This is a genomic window from Chryseobacterium sp. Y16C (assembly GCF_022488405.1).
Taxonomy (GTDB): domain Bacteria; phylum Bacteroidota; class Bacteroidia; order Flavobacteriales; family Weeksellaceae; genus Chryseobacterium; species Chryseobacterium geocarposphaerae.
Genome location: NZ_CP092711.1, coordinates 3,901,843 through 3,926,918 on the forward strand (window position 1 = coordinate 3,901,843; position 25,076 = coordinate 3,926,918).

A 25,076-nucleotide genomic window follows, 5' to 3' on the forward strand; every position below is an offset into this window, starting at 1 on the left:
AAAAATGGTGGAAATTTTAAAACTTAACAAATGACTCAACATATTGATAAATTAAACAATATTCTTAACTACGTAAAAAATACATTTGTAGGTAAAAACGATGTCGTGGATTTATTGGGAATCTGCTTGCTGGCAAGAGAAAATGCATTTTTATACGGTCCTCCCGGAACCGCAAAATCAGCTCTCGTAAGAACACTGGCAAAAACCGTAAAAGACGGAAAAAATTTCGAATATCTTCTCACCAGATTTACGGAACCGAACGAAATTTTCGGACCTTTTGATATCAGGAAATTAAAAGAAGGAGAATTGTTGACGAATACGGAAGGAATGATGCCGGAAGCCTCAATGGTATTTCTGGATGAGATTTTCAATGCGAATTCTGCAATTCTGAATTCCCTTTTGATGGCTTTGAACGAAAAGATTTTCAAAAGAGGAAAAGAAACAAAAAATCTTCCTGCACTGATGTTTGTAGGGGCAAGTAATGTTCTTCCTGAAGATGAAGCACTGAATGCATTGTTCGACCGTTTTCTGATCAGAATTAATGTTGATTACGTAAATCCTGAGTTGCTTCAGCAAGTACTTTTAGCCGGAAGAAAACTGGAAAATATGGTGGACATTGAAACACCGGAAATTCTTTCCCATGAAATCAAAGAACTTCAAAATTTGTGCAGAACGGTTGATCTGAAACCTATTTATGAAGTCTATCTAAATACAATTATTACCCTTAGAAATACAGGAATTGCTATTTCCGACCGTCGGGCAGTGAAATTACAGAATCTGATCGCCGCAAGTGCATTAATTTGCGGAAGAAATGAAGCAATTCTATCAGATTTATGGGTGTTGAAACATATTTGGGATACCGAAGAACAGATCGAGATACTGGAAGGCATTATCAATAGGACGATCGAAAAAGACGACCATCCAAAATCTCATCCACAGGCTTTACAAAACAAAACTCCGAATCCTGAAGAAGTGATGAAAGATGTAAAAATCCTAGTTGAAAAATGGGAAAATGATACGCTGAGTTTTGAAGAACAGAATGTGATTAAAGATAAATTAAGATACCTTCAAACACGTTGCGACTGGATCAAGAATCCTGAACAAAAACAATATATCCAACAGGAAATCGAAAGTTTATGGCAGAAGATTCTTCAAAGCATATAAAAGAATTTTGGGCAGAGCTTCCCCGCGCAGATGAAGATTTTTTAGGTTCGATTCGTGACTGGAAAAATGTTCAGATTGCATTGGATGATGAAATAATCTGGCTGAAAGGTTTTACCGGTGAACAGGCTATTTCACCGGAAATTCAGCAGTTGCCGAATTTTTTGCTGTATGAATTAAGAGACGGACTGTTGTTCCGAAAAGATGCATTGGTTCCGAGTAAAAAAATGAGAACGGCTTTACTTTGGACTCCTATTGACAAAGCGTTACGGTTGACTTTTCCTTCTTCTAATCATAATTTTTTCGGAATTGATGAAAAGATTGAAGTTAAATTAAAACCAAGCGAAGAAGAACAGCCTGCAGCAGCTTTGTTGTGTCCAATCAAAGATATCAAAGAAGCAATTGTGAGTTTGCCAAAATTTAAGCTGGAAAAAATAGATTGGATCGTCATTGATGATAAAGCATTATTCGTAGGAAATCCGTTGTTGAGCTTTCCGGGAAAAACGTTTTGGTCGAAAGATGGTCATCTTTTGCCGACAGGTTTTGATTTTGAATTTAAAAATTTGAGTTCTTTATTGCAAAGAAAATATAATGCAAGTAAAGATCAGTGGCTTTTATGGGACGAAGACGGAAGTGTTTTAAACATCAATAAAGAAGATCTCCGAAAGTTATCTGTAAGCTCATTCCGCCTGACTGAAAAATCACAAGAATGGATATAGTTGCTTATTTTCAATCATATATAAATTATTTTTGGGAATGGACTACTGATGAAGATGTTCCCGATGATACCGGATACAATGAAAACAACCTTATTTCGATTCCGAATGTAGGGGCAATTGCTTATAGGCCTTATGTGATAGAAGTTTTAAAAGAATTAAAAGATTTGGGATTTCCGCCTTTTGGCTCATTACTTCTTGCTTTATATGCTACTCAGGGTGGATATTTAAATCTGGATGGAGTTTTTTATTATTTGAACAGGCAAAAAAATACTTTACCAGAAATAGACTCGGGTATTAATTCTGCAATTAAGTTTTTAGAAAATTTAAGTCATATCGGAGTTTCATTTAAAAAAGGGCAAAATAAAATCATTCTTTTACAGACGATTTTTAGAGATTGTCATAATAAAGTTTCATCCGAAGCTTCAGAATTAATTGTAAAAATATTTGAAAAAAGACCTTATATAATTGCTGAAGCAGCGAATAAAAAAGATTTAACCTCAATTGCTGTTAATCGTGATATTAAAACTTTGGCTTTACTTCACCATAAATTTCCTACAACAGAATCAATTGTTAATGCGATTAGAGGAACTGTTGATATTCCCGAATTAGAAGACGAAGTCATTGAAGAAGAAACCACCATTGAAACCGATAACGACTTTATTCAACAATTAATTGAAGAGCCCAAAACATTTCAGGTCGGAAGTTTAATTAAAAGAATCTGGAGTGGCCTGAAAATCCCGATGCGCCACCTTTCTCCCGGCGAACAACCGATAGGGGGAATTTCTGATATGACGAATAAAGGTGATTTCCACAGAATGCTTTTGTCGGAATTTGCCAATGAAGATGAGGTTTTCATGAATCGTGTTGCCAATAACGAAGCGTTGTATATTCAGCGTGAAATTCCACCTGAGGAAAATATTTTTGAAAGAGTGATTCTTATTGATACTTCCCTGAAAAACTGGGGAACTCCGAAGGTTTTGGGTTTTGCATCGGCGATTGCAGTAATCAAGCATCCAAAGGCACATTCTGAATGTAAAGTTTTTGCGCTGGGACAAACCAATATCCCGATTTCTTTGGATAAAGTAGAGCAGGTTGTCGAAAATCTGAATCAGGTGAGTTCAGCTCTGGAAGTTTCTCATGCATTGGAAAAATTCTTTGAAGAAGAGCACCGTGAAAAAGATCTTGAAGTTTTTTTTATTACGCATCAGGAAAATTTAGCCCATCAAAGACTGCAGAAAGTTATCCACGAAAACAGAGATCGACTAAAATTTTTGGTAACAACTTCTGCAGATGGCGAACTGAATTTTTACAAACATCATAAAGGAACGAGAAAGCATATTCAGAAAATTCTTCTTCCCTTAAAAGAATTGTGGGCAAATCCACCACAACGTAGACAAAAAGGTGAAGATAATTCATCTAAAAACTGGAAAAAGACTGATGTTCCCATCAATTATCCGATTTTGTTTCCGACACCGGTTAATAAAATTGCGATTTTTCTATATGAGGGCGAATTTTTTATTTTAAGCAATAAAAAACAGCTGTTGAGGACTTATTTGACGGATAATTATTACAATAAAAATTATTATGATCATTACAAAATCCATCGTGGCTGTGAAGTTTTATTTGAAGATATTTCTGTGAAACCGAGAGGGCAGTTTGCTTTGGCGAGAAATAAACAGCAGCAATTTATTTTGTGTCAATATCAACCGGATAAAAAGCTGATTTCTAAATTAAATTTAAATACTAAAGAATATTCTGAACTGAACCTTACAGGAAAAAGAATTCCATTGAACCATAAGTTGGTGTATTATGATAAGAGCTTCTATCTCCATCAGCAAGATATTCCTTATAGTATAAAGATAAATGTTGACGGGAATATCTATCTCGAAGAAGTGTTTGAAAAGGAAAAAGAAATGGATAAGAATACTTTGAAGGTTAAGACTGAAATTGGAAAATTAAAAACCAGCGGAATTAAAATTTTAAACAATTTCAGTAATATCGGAATTAATTCTGAGAAAAATCTTGTGGTTTCGAATAATGAGTTTAATAAAGTGTATGATAATTCATTAACATTGTATAGAAACAGACATCGGATTGAAATTTTTGCCCATCAGAACAAAAACAGGTTCTCGTTTTCTGATGGGAGCGAAGTTATTACAGATTCCCGCGGAATGCTGACTTTTAAAAGCAGCAACAAAAATATCCCTGAATTCTTTATTCCATCAACGGAATATGGTTTTTTGGCATTGGCAACACATACGGAATTTGGAGGTTCAGAATATTATCTGCCGGAAAGTACTTTATTAAAAGTGAAAAAAATGGAAGATATGTATGCTGAACACTTAAGGAGATTTATAGATCAAATTTGGGAATATGGAGCTTAGAATTAAACCTTTTCCGAAAAATAATTATCCTAAAAAAGGACTTTTAATAAAAGGTTCATCACCTTTGACGTGGCTTCATGAGATGGAAATATTAGGAATAGATTTAAACCAGATTCGATCTTTTCCGATTCCTTCCAACGAACCGAATGTGTTGTATGGCTGTTTTCTGATCTTTGAAAATCATGCTCCAAACGAAATTGGAAGAAATTCTTATTTTCAGTGTATTGATAGTAAATTTTTCATTCCTGAAAACACTGCTTTTTATCCTAAACTCAATCCGGAGGATTGGCAAAATACAGATGCCGAATTTCTCATCATGCATCCTGAATTTGGCTTGGTTAAATTAAATGAAGAGATCGACTGGACTTCATTAATCCAAAATCCAAAGCCAACGGAAGCCAAATTGAGAAAACCTTCAAATGGTGTGAAAATTCCTCAGAAAATTCAGAGTTACACCGTAGAAATGGATGATGAAAAGGTATTGGAAGCCCTTGAAAAGCCACAAACTGAAGAAGAATGGATGAAAAATCTTCCTTTCGACATGAAAAAAGTAATGAAAGGCAACAAAAAGGAAATCGAAAAATATTTAAAATATATTGAAAGATATCCGGACAGAGCCGTAGAATTGGGTGTTCCGCTTGATATCATGGGGACTTCGAGAGGTGATGGTTTCAGCAAGTTTAAATTTTTAGAAGGAACCTGGTTTGAGAAATTACTCGGTGGAAAAGGCAGAGATACTGAAGGTGGAAATTCTTCGGGGCGCGGTTACAGCTGGGTTTTCTGGGTGATTTTGCTGTTTGTTGGATTGGTAAGACTCTTTGTTCATTTTAATAAAGAAGATTTTTCAAAAGAAACCCCGGTTTCTTCCGGGAAAATTACAAGAAAAGAAGCAGAAAATATGATGAAGCCTGTTATTGCTTATCAATCGGGCGTTACGGATATTGATATGAAGATCGATTCGATGTATGGAAATAAAAGAAGCAATCTGATGAATGAAAGAGCTAAGCTTGTCGAAAGGATGAAAAAAGATGAACTTTATTATGATGAATACTTAAAGAAAGGGGGAAAGCCGCTTCCTGATATTTCTAAGGAAGAATTAGCTTTGGAAAATAAAATTACAACAGCAACAGATTCGTTAAAAAGAGTTTATCGAAAAAAAATCGTAAAATATTTAGTTCAGAACGAAGAAAAAATAAAGAAAAAAATTACTGATTCTATTAAAAAATCAAGCTCAGGAAAACCTGCAAATGAAGGCATTGTAAAAAAAATAATCATAAAAAAGCAAATGCTGATTGAAGATTCTTTAGGCAGACTTTACGGAACCAAAGATTATGTGGAACCACCCATTGATCCGAATAAAGCAAAGAAAGTGGAAACCCTGGAAATGGAAAAACCAACCGAAAAACATGATATTTCTTTTGCCGAAATTTTCTGGCTGATTGTTGCCATGACAGGCGCTGTTGGCTTATATTCTTTCGTTGTGAAAAGAAGATCTTTGAATGTTGGCGGAGAAAATGTTCCGAGCGGGATCAAAGTTTTTTTGATGATCGTTTTGGTGGCGATGTTGGCATATATTTTCTATCCTTTGATCGAAATGTTCGGGTACAATTGGTTTGTATGGCTTTTGATAATTTGCGTAATAGTTCTTCTTTACAGACTTTTCAGTGAAGAAAAAACGATTTTAAAATCTGATAAGGATGAATAGACAGAAGTTTGTAAATAAATTTATGGCAGCTTTTTTTATTTTGGTAATCATTAAGGTTATCGGGATATTGGCACAGCTATTCCATCAGAGCTTTTGGAGCGTAATCGGGACTTTGCTGATTTTTGCTATCATTGCTTTTATCATTTTCGCTGTGTTGTTGCAATTGGAAAAGAAAGAAAAAGAAAAAAATCAATCTGCAGGAAGACTTGCAAATGGCGGTGGAAATTTTTACGTTGAAACTTCACTTTTTGATAAAATAAGAAATAAATATGAAGAATTGGCTCAAAAATACATTGACGAAAAAGATTATAAACGAGCCGCAAAAGTGTATATAAATCTTCTTCGGGATAATTACCGAGGTGCAAAAACGTTGGAAGATGGTGAATTTTACAACGAAGCAGCGGTGATCTATTTAAAAAAATTAAAAAATAAATCTGAAGCAGCAAACTGTTACGAAAAAGCCAAGCAATACAAAAAAGCAATCGATTTATACAAAGAGCTTGAGCAGAAAGAAAAAGTAGGGGATCTGTATCGTGAAATTAACGATATTAAAAATGCAAATACCTATTATCAAATGGTTGTGGATGATTATGTGAACAATAATCAGATGGTAAAAGGTTCGTTGATTTACCGTAAAAAAATGGAGATGCCGGATGAAGCCCAAAAAGTTCTATTAAAAGGTTGGGAAGAAGACCGCGATGCATTCAATTGTCTGAATAATTATTTTACGAATATTCATGATGTTAAAAAATTGGAGACAGAAATTCAGAATTTATATCAAAAAACGCCTGAATATAAGAAGATCACTTATCTTGAAGCGATGAAGCATGAGTTTAAAAAAGATCCGAAACTTCAGTTCACAACAAGAAATATTGCCTATGAAATTATCGCCGAGAAGGTAGCCAACCGTTCCGAAATTGTCAATGAACTGAAATATTTCAATCCCGATGATGAGGTAATTTTAAAAGATATCTCGAGGTATAAGATGGGGAGAAATAAAATGTTTAGAAACTGATTTAAAATTAAATATCAGTGTCTTAAATACATTTGATTTTATTACCCCTAACTGTGAAAATTATAAACTAATAATGAAAAAGATTTATCTTTGCCCCAGAAAAATTATGACAATACAAAGAGCACATATCAGTTTAAATCTATGCGATCGCCCTGTACTAAAGGGATCGTTTGGATATGAATGGATGATATTGAATGAGGCGAAATGTGCTTGCTTTGAAAATTATTTACTGTAAACCCGTAAAAATTTGATCAAAATACTGCAGAAACGCCTCGATTATCGAGGCGTTTTTTGTGTTTTTAGAGCAGAAATTATTTAGAATGAAAAAAAATAACCATAAAAGTGAAAATTATTTAATAACAAATGAACAATTAATAAGAAAATAAAGCGTGATCAATAACCCGATGAGAGACAGTCATTTAGGTATTCAAGGTATCTGCAAACCATTGCGGACAGAAATTCTCTATTCTAAATTTTAATTGTATTTAACTGATTTTCAATTGTTTAAATGAAAAATAAATTTGCGAGTTAAAAAAAATCATATTTACTTTGCAACCGAAAATTGAAAGCAATAAGTTTTCAAGCCTTTCAAAAAAACTTTTAAAACAAGAATAATAAAATGAAACAATTACATAACATATCTAATTTATCTTCAAGACAACGCGGTGTAGAACCGATGGGGCAGGGGTATGCTTGTATTATTCTTCTTGATAGTGAATTTGTAGGGAAAAGGTGCTTATATACATGGGTCAGCTAACGAACTGACACGTCTAAAAATATAAAGCGCCTCCTGAAAAGAGGCGCTTTTTTATGGTTTCTCTAGCTTATTTGGTAAAGCGTCGGTCTGTGGAACCGAAGAACAGGGTTCGATCCCCGGAGATACCCAAAATGTGAATGGTCAATGGTGAACTTTGTTTCACAAGTGAATTTAAAATTGACAAGCAAAGCAAATTACCACTTGACCATTCACAAATAAAAAAACAATCTCATAGCTCAATTGATTGGAGCATCGACCTGATACGTCGAAGGGTGAAGGTTCGAGTCCTTCTGGGATTACAAAATAAAATCTCATGGCTCAAATGGTTAGAGCACCGGTCTTTTAAACCGGGGGTTGAAAGTTCAAATCTTTCTGGGATTACAACGCAACGGTCTCGTAACTCAACTGAATAGAGTATGGGTTTTCTAAACCCAAAGTTACAGGTTTGAAATACGAAGTATTCGTGAATACCATAAAAATAAAATATGAAATTCATGAACAATCCTGTCGAGATCACAAAGGAGGTCTATTGAGGTAATGGCTAACCTGCCTGACTGTCGCTCAGGCACTGCGAGTTCGATTCTCGCATAGACCGCAAAGATTCACGGAAACTTCCGGATCCGACTGTCTCTCGGAAAAGAAAATTGAAGTGAATCTGCAAAACTGGAAAGATAACGGTGGTTGTTTACCCGTCTTGGACGCGGGAGGTCGCAAGTTCGAATCTTGCTTTCCAGACCATAAAAGTGAATAATCAATAGTAAATTTTGTTTCACAAGGGAGTTAAAAATTGACCAGCGAAGCGAATTGACTATTCACAATTCAAACTAAGTTAATTGTTTCAAAAGAGAAAAAGAAAAGGTTTGTCGGGAGCAGAAGATCTTTACGCCAAAAACACGATATAATATAGACAAACTTTTTCTTAACTCATGATGAGAAGTCAGAAATTAGAGATTAGAAGTTAGTTTAAATTACTCATTACTCATTACTAATTGCTGATTACTCATAAAAAACGATGGTTCGCCGAAGTGGAAGAGTCGGGGCGGTCTGCAAAACCGTTGCGTAAGCTGAGTGGGTTTGACTCCCATAACCATCTCAAATAACTAAAATGAGATTAGTTCCGAAGAAAAAAAGTTTGTCGAGCGAATAAGTTCTTATATCAAACTAAAAATTAAAGACAGGCTTTGTTTTTCTTCACAAAAAAGTTAGATGCTGGAAATTAGAGATATAGTATGATCCAAAAACTATCAACTAACAACCAATAACAAAAAAGGAAGTACGCCGGAGTTGGAGAGCCGGGGCAGACTGTAAATCTGTTGCTTCATTGCTGAGTAGGTTCGAATCCTACTACTTCCACCAACACCACTGATAATGTAATGGCAGCATGCAGGAAATGTACTCTTGTTGTTCAGGTTAGACTCCTGGTCAGATGGTCAAAAAAGTGAATAGTGAAATAAGTCAATTATCAATTTAAAATTTAAAGATTGACTGCAAAGCAAATTGACAATTCAGAATTCACAAAAATAACGCTCTATTCGTCTAACGGTTCAGGACGTCTGTCTTTCGAGCAGAAAACAAGGGTTCGATTCCCTTATAGAGTACAGATTAAAAGGGAAAGAGGAGGTTTTGTCAAGCGCAGAAGATCTTTACAAAAACATTACAGGCATAGTTTATAATCAGACAAGCCTTCTCAGACCTATATGTAAGTAATGAGCAATGGGTAATAAGTAAACATGACAATGCTGAATTGTGAAATAGTAAAATTTAAAATATTACTAATTACCCATTACTAATAGCTCATCAATCTGCGGGAATGGTGGAAATGGTAGACACACTTGATTTAGGCTCAAGGCTTTGGAGGTTCGAATCCCTCTTTCCGTACAACAATTGCCTCTCTATTCCAATTGGCAGAGAAAACGGCTTTAAACCCCGTAAAGTCCCAGTTCGAATCTGGGGAGAGGTACAAAATATGAGTAATAAGGTAATGTGCAATGAGTAATAAACTACGCGTAAAAAATATTACTAATTATCTGTTACTCATTATTTATAGAATTGGTTCATAGTGTAACTGGTCAGCACACAAGACTTTGACTCTTGTTGTTCAGGTTCGAATCCTGATGAATCAACATTAAAATCATACTAATAACCGAAAAACAATAAGCATGAGAGATACAATAAAAATGATTCTGGTAGGTATGATGTCTTTCATCGCAATAGCCAGAAGCTGTATGAAAACAGGTACACGGGTTGCTCATATTTCTGAACCTATGCTGATGGAAACAAGATACCTGAAAAATGCGAATGCATTAGAAAAAGAAGGTGAAAATAGCTTCAGTGCCGTAAAAGCAATAAAATCCACTAAAGATGTGGCCGATGTTGTGGAATTCACTGAAAAATTGACAAAAAAAGACAGTTTGAAAACAAATGTAAAACCTGTAAACGCTATTAAAAAATGAGAAAATAGGTTTACAAAAAACTTTAAAAAATGGAAACGCAACAACAAACATGGCAGAACATGACCGGAAAAATTTTCCAACAGTCTATCACACAGTTGGTAGAAGAAGCCATCATCCGCGAACAGGCCAATGGGCACCGACTAAAAGTGTGTGTGGGTTCAGATTCCCACGTGTATGGTGATGCTATTAATTATGCTACGGCAGTTGTCTTTATTCGTGAGGGAAAAGGAGCGTTTACCTTTATCAGAAAAGAAAGAGAAATACAGAGTATTAGTATCAAAGAGCGTATGCTGAACGAGGTGAACAAATCCGTAGAAATCGCTTATGCAATTTGCTCTATTCTGGAAACTTATGATGTGGAAATGGAGGTACACGCAGACATTAACACCGATCCGGATTTTAAATCCAACGTCGCTTTAAGAGACGCAATGGGATATATTCTGGGAATGGGCTATGTTTTTAAAGCAAAACCTTATGCATTCGCAAGTTCAAATTGTGCTGATATGATGGTGTAAAATAGCTGGAAGTGGGATGATGGATGCAGGAAGTTTAAAATGCTTCGATTGCTTCCATCCTCCAGCTTCTAACTTCCATCCAAAAAACTAATAACCATGTATTTTTTAATTCAGGCTAATGTATATTTAGATCCCGATCATTATAAAATTTTCGATGCTTTGGAAGAATTAAATATTGATTATAGCGTAATTAATATTCCTCCAACTGCAGAGAAAATCGATTTTGAAACAGACAGAAAAGATGTTTTCGTATATGGTTCGGTAACGATTGCTAGATTGGCAAAACAAAATATCGATTGGTTTCCAGGTTCTTTTTACGAAGGCAATCATTTGTATGAAGTGTATTCTCAATATTATGGCGAAAACCTTTTGAATCACAAAGTTTCCGTTCACAAAATTTCTGAAGAACTGATTTGGAAAAAAGATGAGCTTAAATTCATTAAACCTTACAATGAAGCGAAAATTTTTACAGGAAAAGTTTTCAATGAAGCGGAATGGAAAGACTTTGTTTTTGAAGCATTGGAAAATCAATCCAACAGAATTACAGAAGATTCTTTGGTTCAGATTTCCGAAGCAAAACGGACAATAAAAGAAGCAAGAATTTGGATTGTTGGCGGACAAATAATCGATGCAGGATATTATAAATTCAATGATAATACTCCTTTCGAAGAAAAGGTTTCGGAAGGCGGATTGAGTTTCGCTAATGAAATGATTCAATTGTTCAATCTTGAAGAAGCTTTTGTAATGGATATTTGTTTAACAGATGAAGGCTGGAAAATTGTTGAAATCAATTGTATTAACAGCTCCGGATTTTATCCGAATACGAATGTGAAAAGTATTATCAAAGCTTTGAATATCTACTTTTCAAATTAGAAAATAAAACAATGGAAATGACAAAAAGATTATTGTTTCTGGATGATATAAGATATCCGATTGAAGCGTATCATTATACCCAACAGGACATTTTCCTCAGAAACGACTGGCATATCGTTAGAAATTACGAACAGTTTGTCAACAGGATTTTGGAAAAAGGGCTTCCGGAAATGATCTCTTTTGACCACGACCTTGCTGATGAACATTATTTAGGACCGGATTCTCAGGAATTTGTCGAAAAAACAGGCTATGACTGTGCAAAATGGCTGGTAGAATATTGTATGGATAATTACTTAGACTTACCAAAATTCTACTGTCATTCCATGAATCCTGTTGGAAAGGAAAATATTGAAATTCTTTTAAAAAACTTTAAAAATTTGTAATGGACATTTTTAGATTAATGAAGGATATAAAAACGCATTTGAAACTCAGTTTTGATGAGGTCAACAGATGGTTTGATAAAGATAATGAAATATTGAATTTTCAGCCTTCAAACGGAGGCTGGACGATTCGACAGATTTTAGAACATATTTATCTCACAAACTTTTATTTGCTGATTCTCATTGAAAAAGGCTCAAAAAAAGCAATGCGTAATTATTTCGATCTTGATTTAAATCTTGAAATAGAAAATTACAGTTTCAGTCAGGAGAAGTTTGAAAAAGTGGGTAAGTATGGTGCTTTCGAATGGATAAGACCGGAGCATATGGAGCCGAAAGGAGAATTGAACTTAACTGAAATCAGAAGTTTAATCTCTCAACAATATCATCAGTGTTTAAATTATTTAGAATTGATGAAAAATGGTGAAGGTCTTCTCTGCAAAACAACCATGACGGTAAATGAACTCGGGAAAATCAATGTGTACGAATACATTTATTTCCTTTCACTCCATGCTCAAAGACATCTTACTCAGATGACAAATAATGAATTAGAAGTGATTTGAATACTTGGATTGTCTTTTTTCAAACAGTGGTGAAACCTCACAGGTTTTCAAAACCTGTGAGGTTTTAAGTAAAAACAATTTAAAAATTTAAAAAATGATTTTCAAAACATATAACTCTATAGAAAATGCTTACCAAACCCGCGTGATCGATCAGATTAAGATGCAGGGTTTTGGGGATGAGGTTTTCATTGTGCAGGAGAAGGTTCACGGGGCAAATTTCTCTTTCTTTACCGACGGAAAGGAAATTAAAATCGGAAAAAGGACCGCTTTCATTGAAAAAGATGAAAAGTTCTTCAATGCACATCAGATTTTAGAACGTTACAGAAAAAAAGTAATAGAAGTTTTCGGAAGAGTGAAAACAATGTATCCCGATGTTGAAACTGTAGTAATTTACGGTGAATTATTCGGTGGCGGTTACAAACACAAAGAAGTCGAAGCTGTAAAAGATGCAGTGAAGGTGCAGAAGGGTATTGAATATGCACCTTACAACGAGTTTTACGCATTTGACATCAAATTGAACGGAACTACTTATTTGGATACGGATTTAGTGAATCAAATTTTTGAGGAAACTGGTTTTTTCTATGCAAAGATCTTATTTCAAGGAACTTTAGAAGAAGCTTTGAAGTTTCCGAATGTTTTCGATTCTAAAATTCCGGATTGGTTGGGATTACCGAAAGTCGAGAACAATATGTGCGAAGGAACCATCGTGAAAACTTTGAAAACCAAATATTTTGGAAACGGCTCAAGAGTCATTTTGAAAAACAAAAATGAAAAATGGGTTGAAAAATCTAAAGTGGTAAGAAAACAGAATAAGCCGGTTCAAAAGCAAGTCAGCTTTAGCGAAAAAGCTCAAAATATTTGGGAAGAAATCCAAAAATATGCAACTGTAAACAGGTTGAATAATGTTGTCAGCAAGATTGGCGAATTTGAACCCAAAATGATTGGTAAAGTGATCGGTCTTTTTGCACAGGATATTTTAGAGGATTTTGAAAAAGATTTTCCTGAGGTTTTCACAACCATAGAAAAAGAAGAACATAAAAGGATCAACAAAAAGTTGAATTCTTTAGTCATTGATATGGTAAAAGAAGAATTAATGACAGTAAAAGTATAGTTTCGGTAATTATTATCGAAACTTTTTTACATGTTAAATTGAATCATAAATTTCTTGATTTAATGTGTAGAAAGTTTGTCATTCTGACGAAGAAGAATCTCTGCGTTATGTATTAGAGATTCTTCACTCCACTTCGTTCCATTCAGAATGACAGTTTTAGCATGGAATTAAAATAAAAATTACAGAAGTTTTAAAAATTATTTTTACTGTGTAAATAGAATGCGTACTGTTGGTTTTACCTTTGCAAAGCTTCAGCAGCAACGTCAATTCTTCTTCAGAGAACTTCTTCTTAATTCTCCTTCAAACAAAAAGAACCCAATGCAATGAGTGAAAACAAGTAGAATTAAATTAATCAAAATGAAAACAACCAATGAAATAATAATCATCGATCTCGAAGCCACATGTTGGGAAAACGACAGAATTCCGATTGGGCAAAAAGTCGATATCATAGAAATAGGAATTTGCGAATTAAACAGAACAACAAAAGCAATTTCCAAGAAACAGAGCATTTATGTAATTCCCGAAAGATCTAAGATCAGTAGATTTTGTACAGACCTTACCGGGATTACTCCACAACTTATCGAAGAAAAAGGAATCTATTTCGAAGAAGCCTGTGAGAAAATAAAGAATGAATACCATTCTTCTCAGCTTACCTGGGCTGGTTTCGGAAGTTTTGATCAGGAACAGATCATGGAGCAGTGTGATTATCTGGGTATTGAAAATCCTTTTTCGGAAAATTATATCAACGTGATGCATCAGTTTAAAAATTATAACGGACTTCATAAAATGATGGGGCTGAAAAGAGCTTTAAAGTTTCTGAATATGAATTTTGAAGGCAATCATCACAGTGGAGCAGATGATGCTTATAATGCCGCAAAGATTTTAAAAGAAATTTTACGGTAAATTTTTAACAATAAATAATTAAAAAAGTGAAAACAACAGACAATATATTAATTATAGACCTCGAAGCCACGTGTTGGAACGACCGGCCGCCGAGAGGTCAGGAAAGCGAAATTATTGAAATCGGAGTTTGTATTATGAATGCAAAAACCGGTAAGATTTCCAAAAATGAGGGGATTTTAGTAAAACCTCAATTCTCAAAAGTGAGCCCGTTTTGTACGGAACTGACTTCCATTACCCAGAAAATGCTTGATGATGAGGGGATTTTGCTGGAAGATGCGTTAGATATTCTGAGAGCAGAATACGATTCTGAAGACCTGACCTGGGCAAGTTATGGAAACTACGATCTGAATATGCTTCAAAATCAGGCAAGAAGATTCAATGTCGATTATCCTTTGAGTGATGACCATATCAACGTGAAAACCTTATTCGGAGAATTGCATCCGACGGTTCGCAAAAGTGTAGGGATGGCAAGAGCTTTGGGTGAACTGAATCTCCAGCTTGAAGGTACCCATCACAGAGGGGTGGATGATGCCAAGAATATTGCGAAAATTTTACATTGGTGTTTACAACAATATTAATTTAGCAATTTAAAAATGTAACAATGGCTTCCTTTTCAAAGGACGTTTCTTATTGAAATAGGAAAATGGAGTGTTAAGAAAATTAAGAATTAATAATAAAAAATACAACGTAAAATTATTGCGTAATTCCTTTTTTACTTTGCGTCATCAAAATGAAACAATACTAATATTTTGAAAAAAGATTTTTAGTCAACATATCAGGCAAGCCTTGTTGGGTATTTCTGTTTAGAACTATTGCAGAAAAATTTGTCGGGTAATTGATTGTGATAAGTTTTATTTCCTCTCTAAATTTTCTATCCTCTCCAAAATATTGGCGAGGATATTTTTTTGTTCAAACGAGAAGTATCCGATGATTTTATAATAAGGCTCTTTATTTTTTGTGTCTGTATGGGTAACAGCTTTCAGATTACCGCTTTTTAAAGTATAAAGAGTTGGAGATATTTCGTTTTGAGGATTGGCTACTTTAAGAAAAAGAATATCACCAGTCTGATAATGTGAAAATGTCGTACTGGTTGCGGTGAATTCATAGACAATATCTGAGTTTGCTAAAATTTTTTGCATTATTTTTTCTTCTGCTGAAATCTCCTGTTTCTGAACAGCAGGATCTGAAGAGGTATGAGCTTCATTTACAAACATCAGGCTGTCAATATTGGATGGACTGGCTAAATGATTTACCTGAAGGGTTTTGGTAAGAAAGTCATCAAGGTCAAGGCTAAAATAATGAGCAACTTTTAAAACAGTTTCGATCTTGGGTTCTGCACGTCCTTCCTCGTAAGCGCTTATTACGCCTCGATTTAGTTCAAAGAGATCTGCAAATGCTTTCTGACTCAGACCTTTAACCTGTCTTATTTTTTTGATATTTACGCCGAAAAAACTCATAACTATCTAATCCTTTTTGCAAATATAAGAGAAAATGTTAAAAATAATTGCTAAAAATATTTGCAATCATAAAATTTAATTCTATATTTGTATCATACAATCGTGAATAAAAAATCAAATATGAAGAATAAAAATTTTGAAAAAGTAAAAGAGTGGCTGTTGGATTATGAGTTCAATGTGACCTTTGAAGATGAAGGCCAGTCAATTCTGATCATTGAAAAAGAATCGAACGGAATTAAAAATATGATTTTGATTATTTCGGATTCTATACTGATCATGGAGCAGTTTCTTTTTGAAATTAAACACCCAACCGAATCGATCTACAGAACTTTGTTGCAGAAAAACAGAGATATTGTGCATGGAGCTTTTGTATTGGACGGCTCAGGAAAAAGAGTGATCTTCAGAGATACGCTTCCGACAGATAATATGGCACAGAATGAAGTGATGGCTTCCATCAATTCGCTGGGAATTCTCGTAGGAGAATTCAGTACGGAAATGATTAATATGAGTAAATAAAATAAAAAATATTAAAATGAATATTTTTAAAAGGCTGTTTAATATAGGAAAAGCTGAAATTCATTCGGCAATCGACGGATTTGAAGATCCGATTAAACTTACAGAACAAGGAATAAGAGACATGAAAGAGCAGTTGGCAAAAAGTGTTGAAGCTTTAGCTCAACTGAAAGCACTATCGATCCGTAAAAAAAATGAATCGGAGCGAGAAGATCAGACTGCAAAAGATTATTATGGAAAAGCTATTGTTCTGGTGCAAAAAGCTGAAAAAGGAGAAGTTTCTGCAGAAGAAGCGGATCGTTTGGCAAAAGAGGCACTTAAAAAGCAAACGGCAGCTCAAGAAAATGCAGTACATCTGAACAAAGAACATGAAAAGCTTCATGCAGAGTGCGAAAAAATGCAGACCAATATCAATACGCTGAAATCCAATATTGCGAAGTGGGAAAATGAGCTTAAAACCCTAAAAGCGAGAGTTCAGGTAAGTGAAGCGACAAAGGATATTAACAAAAAAATGACGCAGATCGATACGCATTCTACAGTCAGCATGCTGGAAAAACTAAAAGAAAGAGTGGTGCAGCAGGAAGCTTTGGCGGAAGCGTATTTGGATATATCAAATGCAGGGAAATCGATTGATGATGAAATTGATGCGGTGGTGAAAAATGATGATACACAAGTTGAGGATGCTTTGAAAAAATTAAAGGAATCCCTTAAAAAAGAATAACGATGAATTTTCAGGAATTTTTGAATGTAGCTTTTTCTCCGGTCAATACGGTTCTTAGTGTTTTGCTGATTCTTTCAGCATTGTACTGGGTGTTTACGATTGTTACAGGATTGGATATTGATGTTGGGATAGATGCCGATATCGATACGGATTTTGATACACCGGATGGTCACATTCATGTTCCTGAAGATCCCTCGGCTTGGGTTCAGTTTCTGAAGTTTTTGAATCTGGATATCGTTCCGATGACTTATTTTCTGACACTGACATTACTTTTTACATGGTTGGGTTCGGTTTACCTTACGATGTTTCTGCCAATGCCTACCTGGTTGGGAATTGTCATAATAGTACCTCTGCTGATCGGAAGTATATTATTGACGAAAATTATTCTAAAACCATTAAATCCTTTCTTTAAAGAAATTAATCATAAAGGAGAACGTCCGCATGATTTTTTGGGGAGAGAAGGAAGGATGAAATCCAGTATCAATGGAACAAAAACAGGAATATTAGAAGTTTTTATCGGAAGCGATCCTATGACACTTATGGTGAAAAGTAAAAATGGAGAACTTATAGAACATGGTGACCGTGTAGTCATTGTAGATGAAGATCCTGATAAAAGAATATACTATGTAGCTAAAGAATTACACCTTTAAAAAAATAAAATGCTAATGATTTTCATGGAAATTTTAAACTTTATCCTTGATTTATTTCTTTAAAATTTAAATAAAAACACATTAAAATATATAAACTATAACATTATGAATATGCCTTTAATTGTAGGAATTGTTGTTGCGGTAATCGCATCTATCGGATTAATTTTCTGGATTCTTTCAATGTATAAAAAAACAGTACAGGGAATCGTTATTTTAAGAACGGGATATGGGGGAACAAAAGTCTTTTTCAATGCGGGAATTGTAATCCCGATCATTCACAGAATGGAATCAATGGATATTTCGGTAAAAAAGCTGGAAATTTCAAGAGAAGGAAGAGCTGGATTGATCTGTAAAGATAATATGAGAGCCGATATTCAGGTGGCTTTTTTCATCAGGGTTAATAAATCTGTAGATGATATTGTAAATGTTGGTCAGACGATCGGTTGTCAGAGAGCTTCTGATATTAATACCCTTAGAGAATTATTTGAAGCCAAATTTTCAGAAGCCTTAAAAACAGTAGGTAAAAAATTTGAATTTATTGAGCTTTACGAAGCAAGAAGTGAATTCCGCCAGGAAATTTTAGATATTATCGGAACAGACTTAAATGGATATGTTTTAGATGACTGTGCGATCGATTACCTGGAGCAGACTTCAATTGAAAACTTAGATAAAGATAATATCCTTGATTCTGAAGGGATTAAAAAAATTACAGAATTAACGGCAACTCAGAATATCAAAGCAAATCAGGTTCGCAGAGATGAGGAAAAAACGATCACGAAACAAAATGTTGAAGCCCGTGAAGCCATTTTAGAGCTGGAGAAGCAATTGGCAGAAAAAGAAGAGTCTCAGAAAAGAGAAGTAGCCAATATCAAAGCACGTGAAAATGCAGAAATTCTAAAAGTGAATGAAGAAGAAAGGTTAAAATATGAAACCGTGCGTATTGCAACAGAAGAAAAGCTTCAGATTGCGGAAGAAAATAAATTGAGACAGGTTGTTATTGCTGCTAAAAATAAAGAACGTGCCGATTTGGTAGAAACAGAGAGAGTGCAGAAAGACAAAATGCTGGAAGCTACGGAAAGAGAACGAATTGTTTCTCTGGCTCAAATTGAAAAGGATAAAGCGATCGAATTGGAGAAGAAGAGCATTCAGGATGCGATCCGTGAGCGTTTAACAATGGAAAAAACTGTTGTGGAAGAGCAGCAGGGTATCAAAGATCTGGAGGCATTCAAAACAGCGGAAAGAAACAAGCAGGTTGAAATTACCGTTGCCACTCAGGAAGCTGAAAAGAAACTGATCGAAGAAACAAGAGCAGCAGAAGCCAGAAAATTAGCGGCTGAAAAAGATGCTCAGAAATATGTAATCGAAGCGCAGGCAAAGAGAGATGCTGCGGAAAAAGAAGCGGAGGCTCGTAAGATCATCGCTGATGCAAAAGCAAAAGAAGAAGCTACGGTAGGTTTATCCGAAGCTCAGGTAATGCACGCAAAAGCAGAAGCTCAGGAAAGACAGGGTATCGTAGAAGCTGTCGTGATTGAGAAAAAAGCAGATGCCATCAAAAAAGAAGGAATTGCTCAGGCAGAAGTCATCAAAGAAAAAGCGTTGGCGGAAGCGGCAGGAATTACCGAGAAAGCAGAAGCAATGAAGAAGCTGAATGATGCCGGAAAAGACCACGAAGAATTCCGTCTTACGTTGGCAAAAGAAAAAGAAGTGGAATTGGCTCAGATTTCAATTCAGAAAGATATTGCACAGGCTCAGGCTGGTGTTCTGGCTGAAGCGTTCAAATCTGCAAAAATTGATATCGTGGGTGGAGATAATACCTTCTTCGACAATGTGGTTCGTCAGGTTTCTGCAGGAAAAGGATTGGATAAATTTATCAGTCACAGTGAGAATGCTCAGCTGGTGAAAGAAAATTTGTTGGGAGATGGCGAAAACTTAATTTCCAAAGTAATGGGAATGGTTGATAAATACAATATTTCTTCTGAAGACATCAAAAACATGAGCATTGCAAGTCTTATTTTCAAGCTGAACGGCTTGGCCAATCAGCACGAAAGAGGTCTTCTGGACAGAGCAATGGATATGGCGAAACATTTGGGAATAGACCAAAAGCCAATCAGCTAAAACACAACTAAATTATATTGTAAAACTCTCATTGTATACTTTTTTTAATCGTACTTTGGGAGTTTTTCTAAATAAATGTTTTTCTAAAAAACATCTTTTTAACATAGAAGATACAGGGGTAGTATCTTGTATCTAACATCAAATATCTCATTTACTATGTCAGAAAAATTAAATTCAGGGACATACGAAATTATACAGAACCGTCTGAATGATCAGAAAAGTGATTTGGTTCAACGACTTCAACGACTTAATGAAAAGCGGAAAGATATTTTTGGAGGAGTAGACTTCTCTTTAATTGCCAATGAAAGAATTTCTACCGATCACAATTGTGTCGCAAAAGATATTTATTCATTAAAAGACAGTTTGATCTTCGGATCGAACGCGCACCTTGGATTGCAAACGGAAATTAATATCACCGATGTTTTTTCAGTTTATAAAATTAATAACAACCGTTTTGAACCTCAGGATTCTTCATTAATTAACGATGAAGTATTTATTGATGAATTTAAAAATCTTTATAAATATTACAGAAATACTTTCTTCGCACGCTTTCACTTCACCGAAAACTATTTATATATGGTTTTTCAGCTGTCTGAAAGTACAACCGATATCAAAGCATTTAAATGGCTGATCAAAGAAGATCAGTTAGTCTATGTTGATTCAAGAAGTGCTTCGGAAGTCACATATCCGCCACAACATGGTTTTGCGTGGACGAAGGCAACGAGAGATATGCAGCGAAACGGAAAATTTCCTCACGTTTCTTTAGCAGATAAAGTATTTGTAGAATCCATCGGAGGTGATATCACTATTAAAATTGAAGACAATACAGAAACGGGAAAAGGAATTTATTCCGAAGATGTCATCCACAAAGACCAGAATCTGGATGATGCTGAAATCCATTTCTGTGATCTGGATAATCTGGTGATTTTTAAAATAAGACCTTATCAGGAAACAGAACGATATTTCATTTATAATCATAAAGAAAAAACCGTTTCCAGAGTCGATACTTTAAAACATTCGGGAGTCTTGCTTCCGGAAAGTCAGGGGGTTTTATTTTCCAACGGATATGCTTTACAGACCGGAGGTTTAAAAGTGATTTCTCAGGATATTAACAGGCTTCATTATCTGAAAACCATTCAGGAACCGAACGGTGAGAACTTTATGTATGTTTTCTATGATGATAAAACCAATAATTATCAGCTGATTTCATACAATATCATCACACAGACCATTGAAACACCGATTCGTTGCAGTGGATATACGATTTTAAATAATGGTGAACTCATTTATCTTCGTGAAAGTGTAGAAACTACCAAGCATCATTTGGCTCAAATCTGGCAAACTCCGTATTCTAAGGAATTACAGCCAAATCTGGAAAAATCTGACAGCCTTTTATATAAAATTGGCAATAAAGATATTGTCCGGGTAATGGCCGAAAGCCAGGAGCTTATCACTCTTTTGAACAAGAAAGATTCTTACAGTGGATTGTATGATGATATTGTAAAACTTTCGACGGCCATTTTAGACTCTTATTATTTTTTAAATGATGATGAAGTTCAGAATCTTGATCTTCCTTTAAAAGAAATTAGAAATATCGCGCATTCTGCGATCAACGAATATGAAAAAGTAGTAGAGCAGAAGAAAAGTACCGCAGAAGCAGTTGAAAAAATCAAAGCAGCTTGCGAGAAAATTCTAGACGATACCAAAAGGATCAATTATTCTCAGCTTACCGATTATATTGATATGCTTTCACAGATCCGTGCGTTACGTGGAGAAATTACCGGTGCAAGAGAGTTAAAATATGTGGAAGTCCCTTTGTTGGATCAGCTGGAGAAATCTTTAGCAGAACGTTCGGACGAATTGTCGAATGCCTGTGTGAATTTTCTTTTACAGGAAAATTCCTTAGCTCCCTACCAGCAAAGAGCGCAGACCATTTCTGAAAATACCATCAACCTTCAGAAAGCGATCGATGCAAAAACGATTGATGAAGAAATTACGAATCTTTCCGGGCAGCTTGAGCTTTTGGTGGATATCGTCAATAATTTAAAAATTGAAGATGCTTCCCACTCAACCCAGATCATTGAGAATATTTCCGTGATTTTTGCAATGCTGAATCAGGAAAGACTGGAATTAACCAAACGTAAAAGAGAAATTTCAGGAAAAGAACTGTCTGCAGATTTTCAGGCACAGATGACACTGTTTGATCAGTCGGTGATTAACTTCTTGGAACTTTCACAGACTCCTGAGAAATGTGATGAATATCTCACCAAACTTTCCATTCAGCTGGAAGAAATGGAAACGAAATTTGTTGATTTTGATGAATTTATTCAGAAAATCGGAGAAAAGAGAGAAGAGGTTTACGGACATTTCCAGAATAAAAGAGTTCAGCTTACAGAATTAAGAAACAAACGTACTCAAAGTCTATACGATTCAGCAAAGAGAATTTTAAAATCTGTGCAGACTAAAGCAGAATCTTTTGATTCGGAAATTGAGATCAATGGATATTTTGCAACCGATTTAATGGTGGAGAAAGTACGTGATCTTTCAAGGCAGCTGAGTGAAATGGAAGATTCGGCGAAGTCGGAAGAAATTCAGACGTTGTTAAAAACAACTCAACAAGAATCGGTAAGAAAACTTAAAGACAAAAAAGAAATTTATGCGGACGGAGATCATGTGATTGCTTTGGGTGACTATAAATTTGCAGTCAATCAGCAGAAGCTGGATCTTACGTTGGTGATGCGAAATGCACAGTACTATTATCATTTAACCGGAACGGCATTTTATGAGCAATTGCAATTTGATACCCTTTCAGATTATAAAGAAGTCTGGAATCAGGAATTTATCTCTGAAAATAATACGGTAAAACGTTTTGAATATCTGGCCTGGAACATTTTTTCGAAACATCAGAATATCTACACTGAAAAGCAGAACCGGGACTTTATACAGGATTTTATGACACAGCATTTTGGAGAAGGTTTGGTAAAAGGAATTCATGATGAAGATGCTTTAAAGATTGTATCAAAGCTTCAGCAGATTCATAACGAATTAGGACTGATGCGGTTTACTTCTGAAGAAAGAGCTTTAGCGCAACTGTTCTGGAACTTTTTAGAAGACGAAAGAAAAGAATATTATCAAAAGCAGTTTGAAATTTTTTCACTGATTTCATCGTCATTTACCTCGAAAAGTGGATTTGAAAGATTAAATACAGAATTGTCAAAAGAAATTAAAACCTTTGCAGAGCAATATCAGTTTTTTGCGGATGCTGATTTCTCCAATGCTGCAGAATATTTGAAAACAGAGGACCGAAAGAATTTCATAGTCTCCGAAAAAGCAGCGACATTATATCATGCATTTTTAAAAGATCTAAAAGAAAAAGGAAAAGATATTGAATTGACAGATCAGCTGAACATGCTTCATCTTTATCCTTCTGCCTGTTTTTCAATGGCGGAAAGTGCTTTGGAGGCGTTTATCAGTCATTCAGGATTAAATACTGAAAACGGAATCATTAATGAAGTGGCGACGTTTTTAATTTCTCAGAATTTTGAAGAGAAAAATATTCGCTACACCACTTATGAAGTAGGTTTAAAAGAATTACGTTCCCTGGAAAAGGAAGCTGAATATATTTTGAATTATTATGAATTCACCTCACGTTTAAAACATTATAGTGAAATTACTGTTCCGAAATTCAGACAACTGAATGAATTAAAAGCAAAATGGGTGAATGAGAAAAAGAAAGCCCTGAAAATAGAAACATTCCAGTCTCAGGTTTTGAGTTCTTTTGTAAGAAATAAATTGATCAGTGAAGTCTATTTTCCTTTGATCGGAGCCAATCTGGCAAAACAGTTGGGAACTGTAGGAAATGACAAACGTACCGACAAAATGGGAATGCTGCTTCTGGTTTCGCCTCCGGGTTACGGTAAAACAACCTTGATGGAATATATGGCAGACCGAATGGGGCTGGTGTTTATGAAAATCAACGGTCCGTCCATCGGTCACGATATTGTTTCCACAGATCCGAACGAAGCTAAAAATGCTGGAGCAAGACAGGAGCTTGAAAAACTGAATCTGGCTTTGGAAATGGGAGATAATGTGATGTTGTATTTGGATGATATTCAGCATTGCAACCCTGAATTTTTGCAGAAATTTATTTCTTTAGCAGACGGACAGAGAAAAATTGAAGGAATTTACAATGGAGAAAGCAAAACGTATGACTTAAGATCAAAACGTTTTTGTCTGGTAATGGCAGGAAACCCATATACGGAAAGCGGTGAGAAATTCAGAATTCCGGATATGTTGGCGAACCGTTCAGATACCTATAATTTGGGTGAGATTTCAGGCAGTAAAACTGATTTGTTTGATTTAAGTTTAATAGAAAATGCTTTGATGTCCAACGAATATCTGACCAGACTGACAAATCCGGGAATGCAAAACCTATATGAACTGTATGACAGCATTGTTTCAGATAATCCTAATGTAGATTTGACCGGAAACTTCAGTTCCAACGAAATTTCAGATTTCAGAAAAGTACTGAAAAGCACTTTAAAAGTAAGAGAAACGGTTTTAAAAGTAAATGCTCAGTATATCTCTTCTGCAGCAATGGCAGATGAATACAGAAATGAACCGGCTTTTAAACTGCAGGGTTCTTATCGAAATATGAATAAGCTGATTGCCCAGATTCAGCCGATTCTGAAAGAAGATGAGGTAACGCAAATAGTAATGAATCATTACCAGAATGAATCTCAGACGTTAACCACAGGAGCAGAAGCCAATATGCTGAAGTTGAAAGAACTGATGGGAATTATGAATGAAAGTGAGGTGATGCGTTGGGAAGAGATCAAAAAAACTTTTGTTAAAAATAAAACACTGAAAGGTCTGGGAGAGAACGACAGAATGGCACAGGTGGTTGCTTTGCTTGCCCAGTTCAGTGAAGGACTGGAAGGTATTAAAGATGTTCTTAAAAACTAATAACCAAAAGAAAAGGCTACAGCAATCTGTAGTCTTTTTATTTCGCAATGGAATTTTTTTTATTACTTGAAATATGAATGAATATCAGATTCTTTCAATTCCTTACGTGAAGTTTGTAT

General features: G+C 35.1%; 19 protein-coding genes and 11 tRNA genes. 29 read left to right on the top strand and 1 reads right to left on the bottom strand.

Going from position 1 to position 25,076, the window contains the following annotated elements; translation table 11 throughout:
* Positions 1-30: 30 nt before the first annotated feature.
* From MKS83_RS17640 to MKS83_RS17755, 24 genes are all read left to right on the top strand, one after another.
* Entirely contained in the window at positions 31-1,164 is a 1,134-nt protein-coding gene (locus MKS83_RS17640; RefSeq protein ID WP_240580699.1) for an AAA family ATPase, read from the top strand.
* Positions 1,137-1,880, top strand: coding sequence for a hypothetical protein (locus MKS83_RS17645; protein WP_240580700.1), 744 nt, complete (start codon positions 1,137-1,139; stop codon positions 1,878-1,880). Before MKS83_RS17640 ends, MKS83_RS17645 begins: the two co-directional genes overlap by 28 nt.
* Positions 1,871-4,264, top strand: coding sequence for a hypothetical protein (locus MKS83_RS17650; RefSeq protein ID WP_240580701.1), 2,394 nt, complete (start codon positions 1,871-1,873; stop codon positions 4,262-4,264). The genes MKS83_RS17645 and MKS83_RS17650 overlap by 10 nt, the downstream gene beginning before the upstream one ends.
* Positions 4,254-5,969, top strand: a complete 1,716-nt coding sequence (locus MKS83_RS17655; RefSeq protein ID WP_240580702.1) for an APC family permease — start codon at positions 4,254-4,256, stop codon at positions 5,967-5,969. The genes MKS83_RS17650 and MKS83_RS17655 overlap by 11 nt, the downstream gene beginning before the upstream one ends.
* Positions 5,962-6,984 (top strand): tetratricopeptide repeat protein, encoded by a 1,023-nt coding sequence (locus tag MKS83_RS17660; RefSeq protein ID WP_240580703.1) that lies wholly within the window; start codon positions 5,962-5,964, stop codon positions 6,982-6,984. The genes MKS83_RS17655 and MKS83_RS17660 overlap by 8 nt, the downstream gene beginning before the upstream one ends.
* Positions 6,985-7,796: 812 nt before the next feature.
* Positions 7,797-7,869: transfer RNA gene (locus MKS83_RS17665), tRNA-His, on the top strand.
* 97 nt (positions 7,870-7,966) lie between these two features.
* Positions 7,967-8,040 (top strand) — tRNA-Ile (locus tag MKS83_RS17670).
* Positions 8,041-8,048: 8 nt separating this feature from the next.
* A tRNA-Lys gene (locus tag MKS83_RS17675) sits at positions 8,049-8,122 on the top strand.
* A 142-nt stretch (positions 8,123-8,264) separates the two neighbouring features.
* Positions 8,265-8,336, top strand: a tRNA-Asp gene (locus MKS83_RS17680).
* Between the two features lie 68 nt (positions 8,337-8,404).
* Positions 8,405-8,479: transfer RNA gene (locus tag MKS83_RS17685), tRNA-Pro, on the top strand.
* 273 nt (positions 8,480-8,752) lie between these two features.
* Positions 8,753-8,834 (top strand) — tRNA-Cys (locus MKS83_RS17690).
* 176 nt (positions 8,835-9,010) lie between these two features.
* A tRNA-Tyr gene (locus MKS83_RS17695) sits at positions 9,011-9,097 on the top strand.
* Positions 9,098-9,266: 169 nt separating this feature from the next.
* Positions 9,267-9,339, top strand: a tRNA-Glu gene (locus MKS83_RS17700).
* A gap of 206 nt (positions 9,340-9,545) precedes the next feature.
* Positions 9,546-9,619 (top strand) — tRNA-Leu (locus MKS83_RS17705).
* Positions 9,620-9,627: 8 nt separating this feature from the next.
* Positions 9,628-9,701, top strand: a tRNA-Leu gene (locus MKS83_RS17710).
* A 90-nt stretch (positions 9,702-9,791) separates the two neighbouring features.
* Positions 9,792-9,864: transfer RNA gene (locus MKS83_RS17715), tRNA-Gln, on the top strand.
* A gap of 36 nt (positions 9,865-9,900) precedes the next feature.
* Positions 9,901-10,194 (top strand): hypothetical protein, encoded by a 294-nt coding sequence (locus MKS83_RS17720; RefSeq protein WP_240580704.1) that lies wholly within the window; start codon positions 9,901-9,903, stop codon positions 10,192-10,194.
* Positions 10,195-10,223: 29 nt separating this feature from the next.
* Positions 10,224-10,709: a ribonuclease H-like YkuK family protein gene (locus MKS83_RS17725; protein ID WP_100378372.1), complete on the top strand. Its 486-nt coding sequence runs from the start codon at positions 10,224-10,226 to the stop codon at positions 10,707-10,709.
* 96 nt (positions 10,710-10,805) lie between these two features.
* Positions 10,806-11,582, top strand: a complete 777-nt coding sequence (locus MKS83_RS17730; protein ID WP_100378373.1) for an ATP-grasp domain-containing protein — start codon at positions 10,806-10,808, stop codon at positions 11,580-11,582.
* 11 nt (positions 11,583-11,593) lie between these two features.
* Positions 11,594-11,965 (top strand): cyclic-phosphate processing receiver domain-containing protein, encoded by a 372-nt coding sequence (locus MKS83_RS17735; RefSeq protein WP_240580705.1) that lies wholly within the window; start codon positions 11,594-11,596, stop codon positions 11,963-11,965.
* On the top strand, positions 11,965-12,522 hold the full coding sequence (locus MKS83_RS17740) for a DinB family protein (RefSeq protein ID WP_240580706.1): 558 nt from the start codon (positions 11,965-11,967) through the stop codon (positions 12,520-12,522). The genes MKS83_RS17735 and MKS83_RS17740 overlap by 1 nt, the downstream gene beginning before the upstream one ends.
* Positions 12,523-12,616: 94 nt before the next feature.
* On the top strand, positions 12,617-13,633 hold the full coding sequence (locus MKS83_RS17745) for an RNA ligase, Rnl2 family (protein ID WP_240580707.1): 1,017 nt from the start codon (positions 12,617-12,619) through the stop codon (positions 13,631-13,633).
* A 357-nt stretch (positions 13,634-13,990) separates the two neighbouring features.
* Positions 13,991-14,536 (top strand): 3'-5' exonuclease, encoded by a 546-nt coding sequence (locus MKS83_RS17750; protein ID WP_240580708.1) that lies wholly within the window; start codon positions 13,991-13,993, stop codon positions 14,534-14,536.
* Positions 14,537-14,562: 26 nt separating this feature from the next.
* Complete coding sequence (locus tag MKS83_RS17755) at positions 14,563-15,114, top strand: 3'-5' exonuclease (RefSeq protein WP_240580709.1); 552 nt, start codon at positions 14,563-14,565, stop codon at positions 15,112-15,114.
* 273 nt (positions 15,115-15,387) lie between these two features.
* On the opposite strand, the gene MKS83_RS17760 is transcribed toward MKS83_RS17755, so the two are convergent.
* A complete protein-coding gene (locus tag MKS83_RS17760) occupies positions 15,388-15,993 on the bottom strand; it encodes a helix-turn-helix domain-containing protein (protein WP_240580710.1) in 606 nt (201 codons plus the stop codon).
* Positions 15,994-16,113: 120 nt separating this feature from the next.
* On the opposite strand from MKS83_RS17760, the gene MKS83_RS17765 reads away from it, so the two are divergent.
* From MKS83_RS17765 to MKS83_RS17785, 5 genes are all read left to right on the top strand, one after another.
* A complete protein-coding gene (locus MKS83_RS17765; protein ID WP_240580711.1) occupies positions 16,114-16,509 on the top strand; it encodes a YbjN domain-containing protein in 396 nt (131 codons plus the stop codon).
* A gap of 16 nt (positions 16,510-16,525) precedes the next feature.
* Positions 16,526-17,227 (top strand): PspA/IM30 family protein, encoded by a 702-nt coding sequence (locus tag MKS83_RS17770; protein ID WP_240580712.1) that lies wholly within the window; start codon positions 16,526-16,528, stop codon positions 17,225-17,227.
* A gap of 2 nt (positions 17,228-17,229) precedes the next feature.
* Entirely contained in the window at positions 17,230-17,877 is a 648-nt protein-coding gene (locus tag MKS83_RS17775) for a hypothetical protein (protein ID WP_240580713.1), read from the top strand.
* 105 nt (positions 17,878-17,982) lie between these two features.
* Positions 17,983-19,992: a flotillin family protein gene (locus MKS83_RS17780; protein WP_240580714.1), complete on the top strand. Its 2,010-nt coding sequence runs from the start codon at positions 17,983-17,985 to the stop codon at positions 19,990-19,992.
* 156 nt (positions 19,993-20,148) lie between these two features.
* The gene (locus MKS83_RS17785; protein WP_240580715.1) at positions 20,149-24,957 is read left to right on the top strand and encodes a DNA repair ATPase; all 4,809 of its coding nucleotides are present in this window, start codon (positions 20,149-20,151) and stop codon (positions 24,955-24,957) included.
* The last annotated feature ends 119 nt before the right edge of the window (positions 24,958-25,076 follow it).

Coding starts and splice junctions, on each gene's coding strand:
- MKS83_RS17740 (WP_240580706.1), top strand. CDS start 11,965: ATGGACATTTTTAGATTAATGAAGGATATAAAAACGCATTTGAAACTC.
- MKS83_RS17720 (WP_240580704.1), top strand. CDS start 9,901: ATGAGAGATACAATAAAAATGATTCTGGTAGGTATGATGTCTTTCATC.
- MKS83_RS17660 (WP_240580703.1), top strand. CDS start 5,962: ATGAATAGACAGAAGTTTGTAAATAAATTTATGGCAGCTTTTTTTATT.
- MKS83_RS17785 (WP_240580715.1), top strand. CDS start 20,149: ATGTCAGAAAAATTAAATTCAGGGACATACGAAATTATACAGAACCGT.
- MKS83_RS17645 (WP_240580700.1), top strand. CDS start 1,137: ATGGCAGAAGATTCTTCAAAGCATATAAAAGAATTTTGGGCAGAGCTT.
- MKS83_RS17745 (WP_240580707.1), top strand. CDS start 12,617: ATGATTTTCAAAACATATAACTCTATAGAAAATGCTTACCAAACCCGC.
- MKS83_RS17775 (WP_240580713.1), top strand. CDS start 17,230: ATGAATTTTCAGGAATTTTTGAATGTAGCTTTTTCTCCGGTCAATACG.
- MKS83_RS17765 (WP_240580711.1), top strand. CDS start 16,114: ATGAAGAATAAAAATTTTGAAAAAGTAAAAGAGTGGCTGTTGGATTAT.
- MKS83_RS17750 (WP_240580708.1), top strand. CDS start 13,991: ATGAAAACAACCAATGAAATAATAATCATCGATCTCGAAGCCACATGT.
- MKS83_RS17725 (WP_100378372.1), top strand. CDS start 10,224: ATGGAAACGCAACAACAAACATGGCAGAACATGACCGGAAAAATTTTC.
- MKS83_RS17730 (WP_100378373.1), top strand. CDS start 10,806: ATGTATTTTTTAATTCAGGCTAATGTATATTTAGATCCCGATCATTAT.
- MKS83_RS17650 (WP_240580701.1), top strand. CDS start 1,871: ATGGATATAGTTGCTTATTTTCAATCATATATAAATTATTTTTGGGAA.
- MKS83_RS17770 (WP_240580712.1), top strand. CDS start 16,526: ATGAATATTTTTAAAAGGCTGTTTAATATAGGAAAAGCTGAAATTCAT.
- MKS83_RS17655 (WP_240580702.1), top strand. CDS start 4,254: ATGGAGCTTAGAATTAAACCTTTTCCGAAAAATAATTATCCTAAAAAA.
- MKS83_RS17640 (WP_240580699.1), top strand. CDS start 31: ATGACTCAACATATTGATAAATTAAACAATATTCTTAACTACGTAAAA.
- MKS83_RS17760 (WP_240580710.1), bottom strand. CDS start 15,993: ATGAGTTTTTTCGGCGTAAATATCAAAAAAATAAGACAGGTTAAAGGT.
- MKS83_RS17735 (WP_240580705.1), top strand. CDS start 11,594: ATGGAAATGACAAAAAGATTATTGTTTCTGGATGATATAAGATATCCG.
- MKS83_RS17780 (WP_240580714.1), top strand. CDS start 17,983: ATGAATATGCCTTTAATTGTAGGAATTGTTGTTGCGGTAATCGCATCT.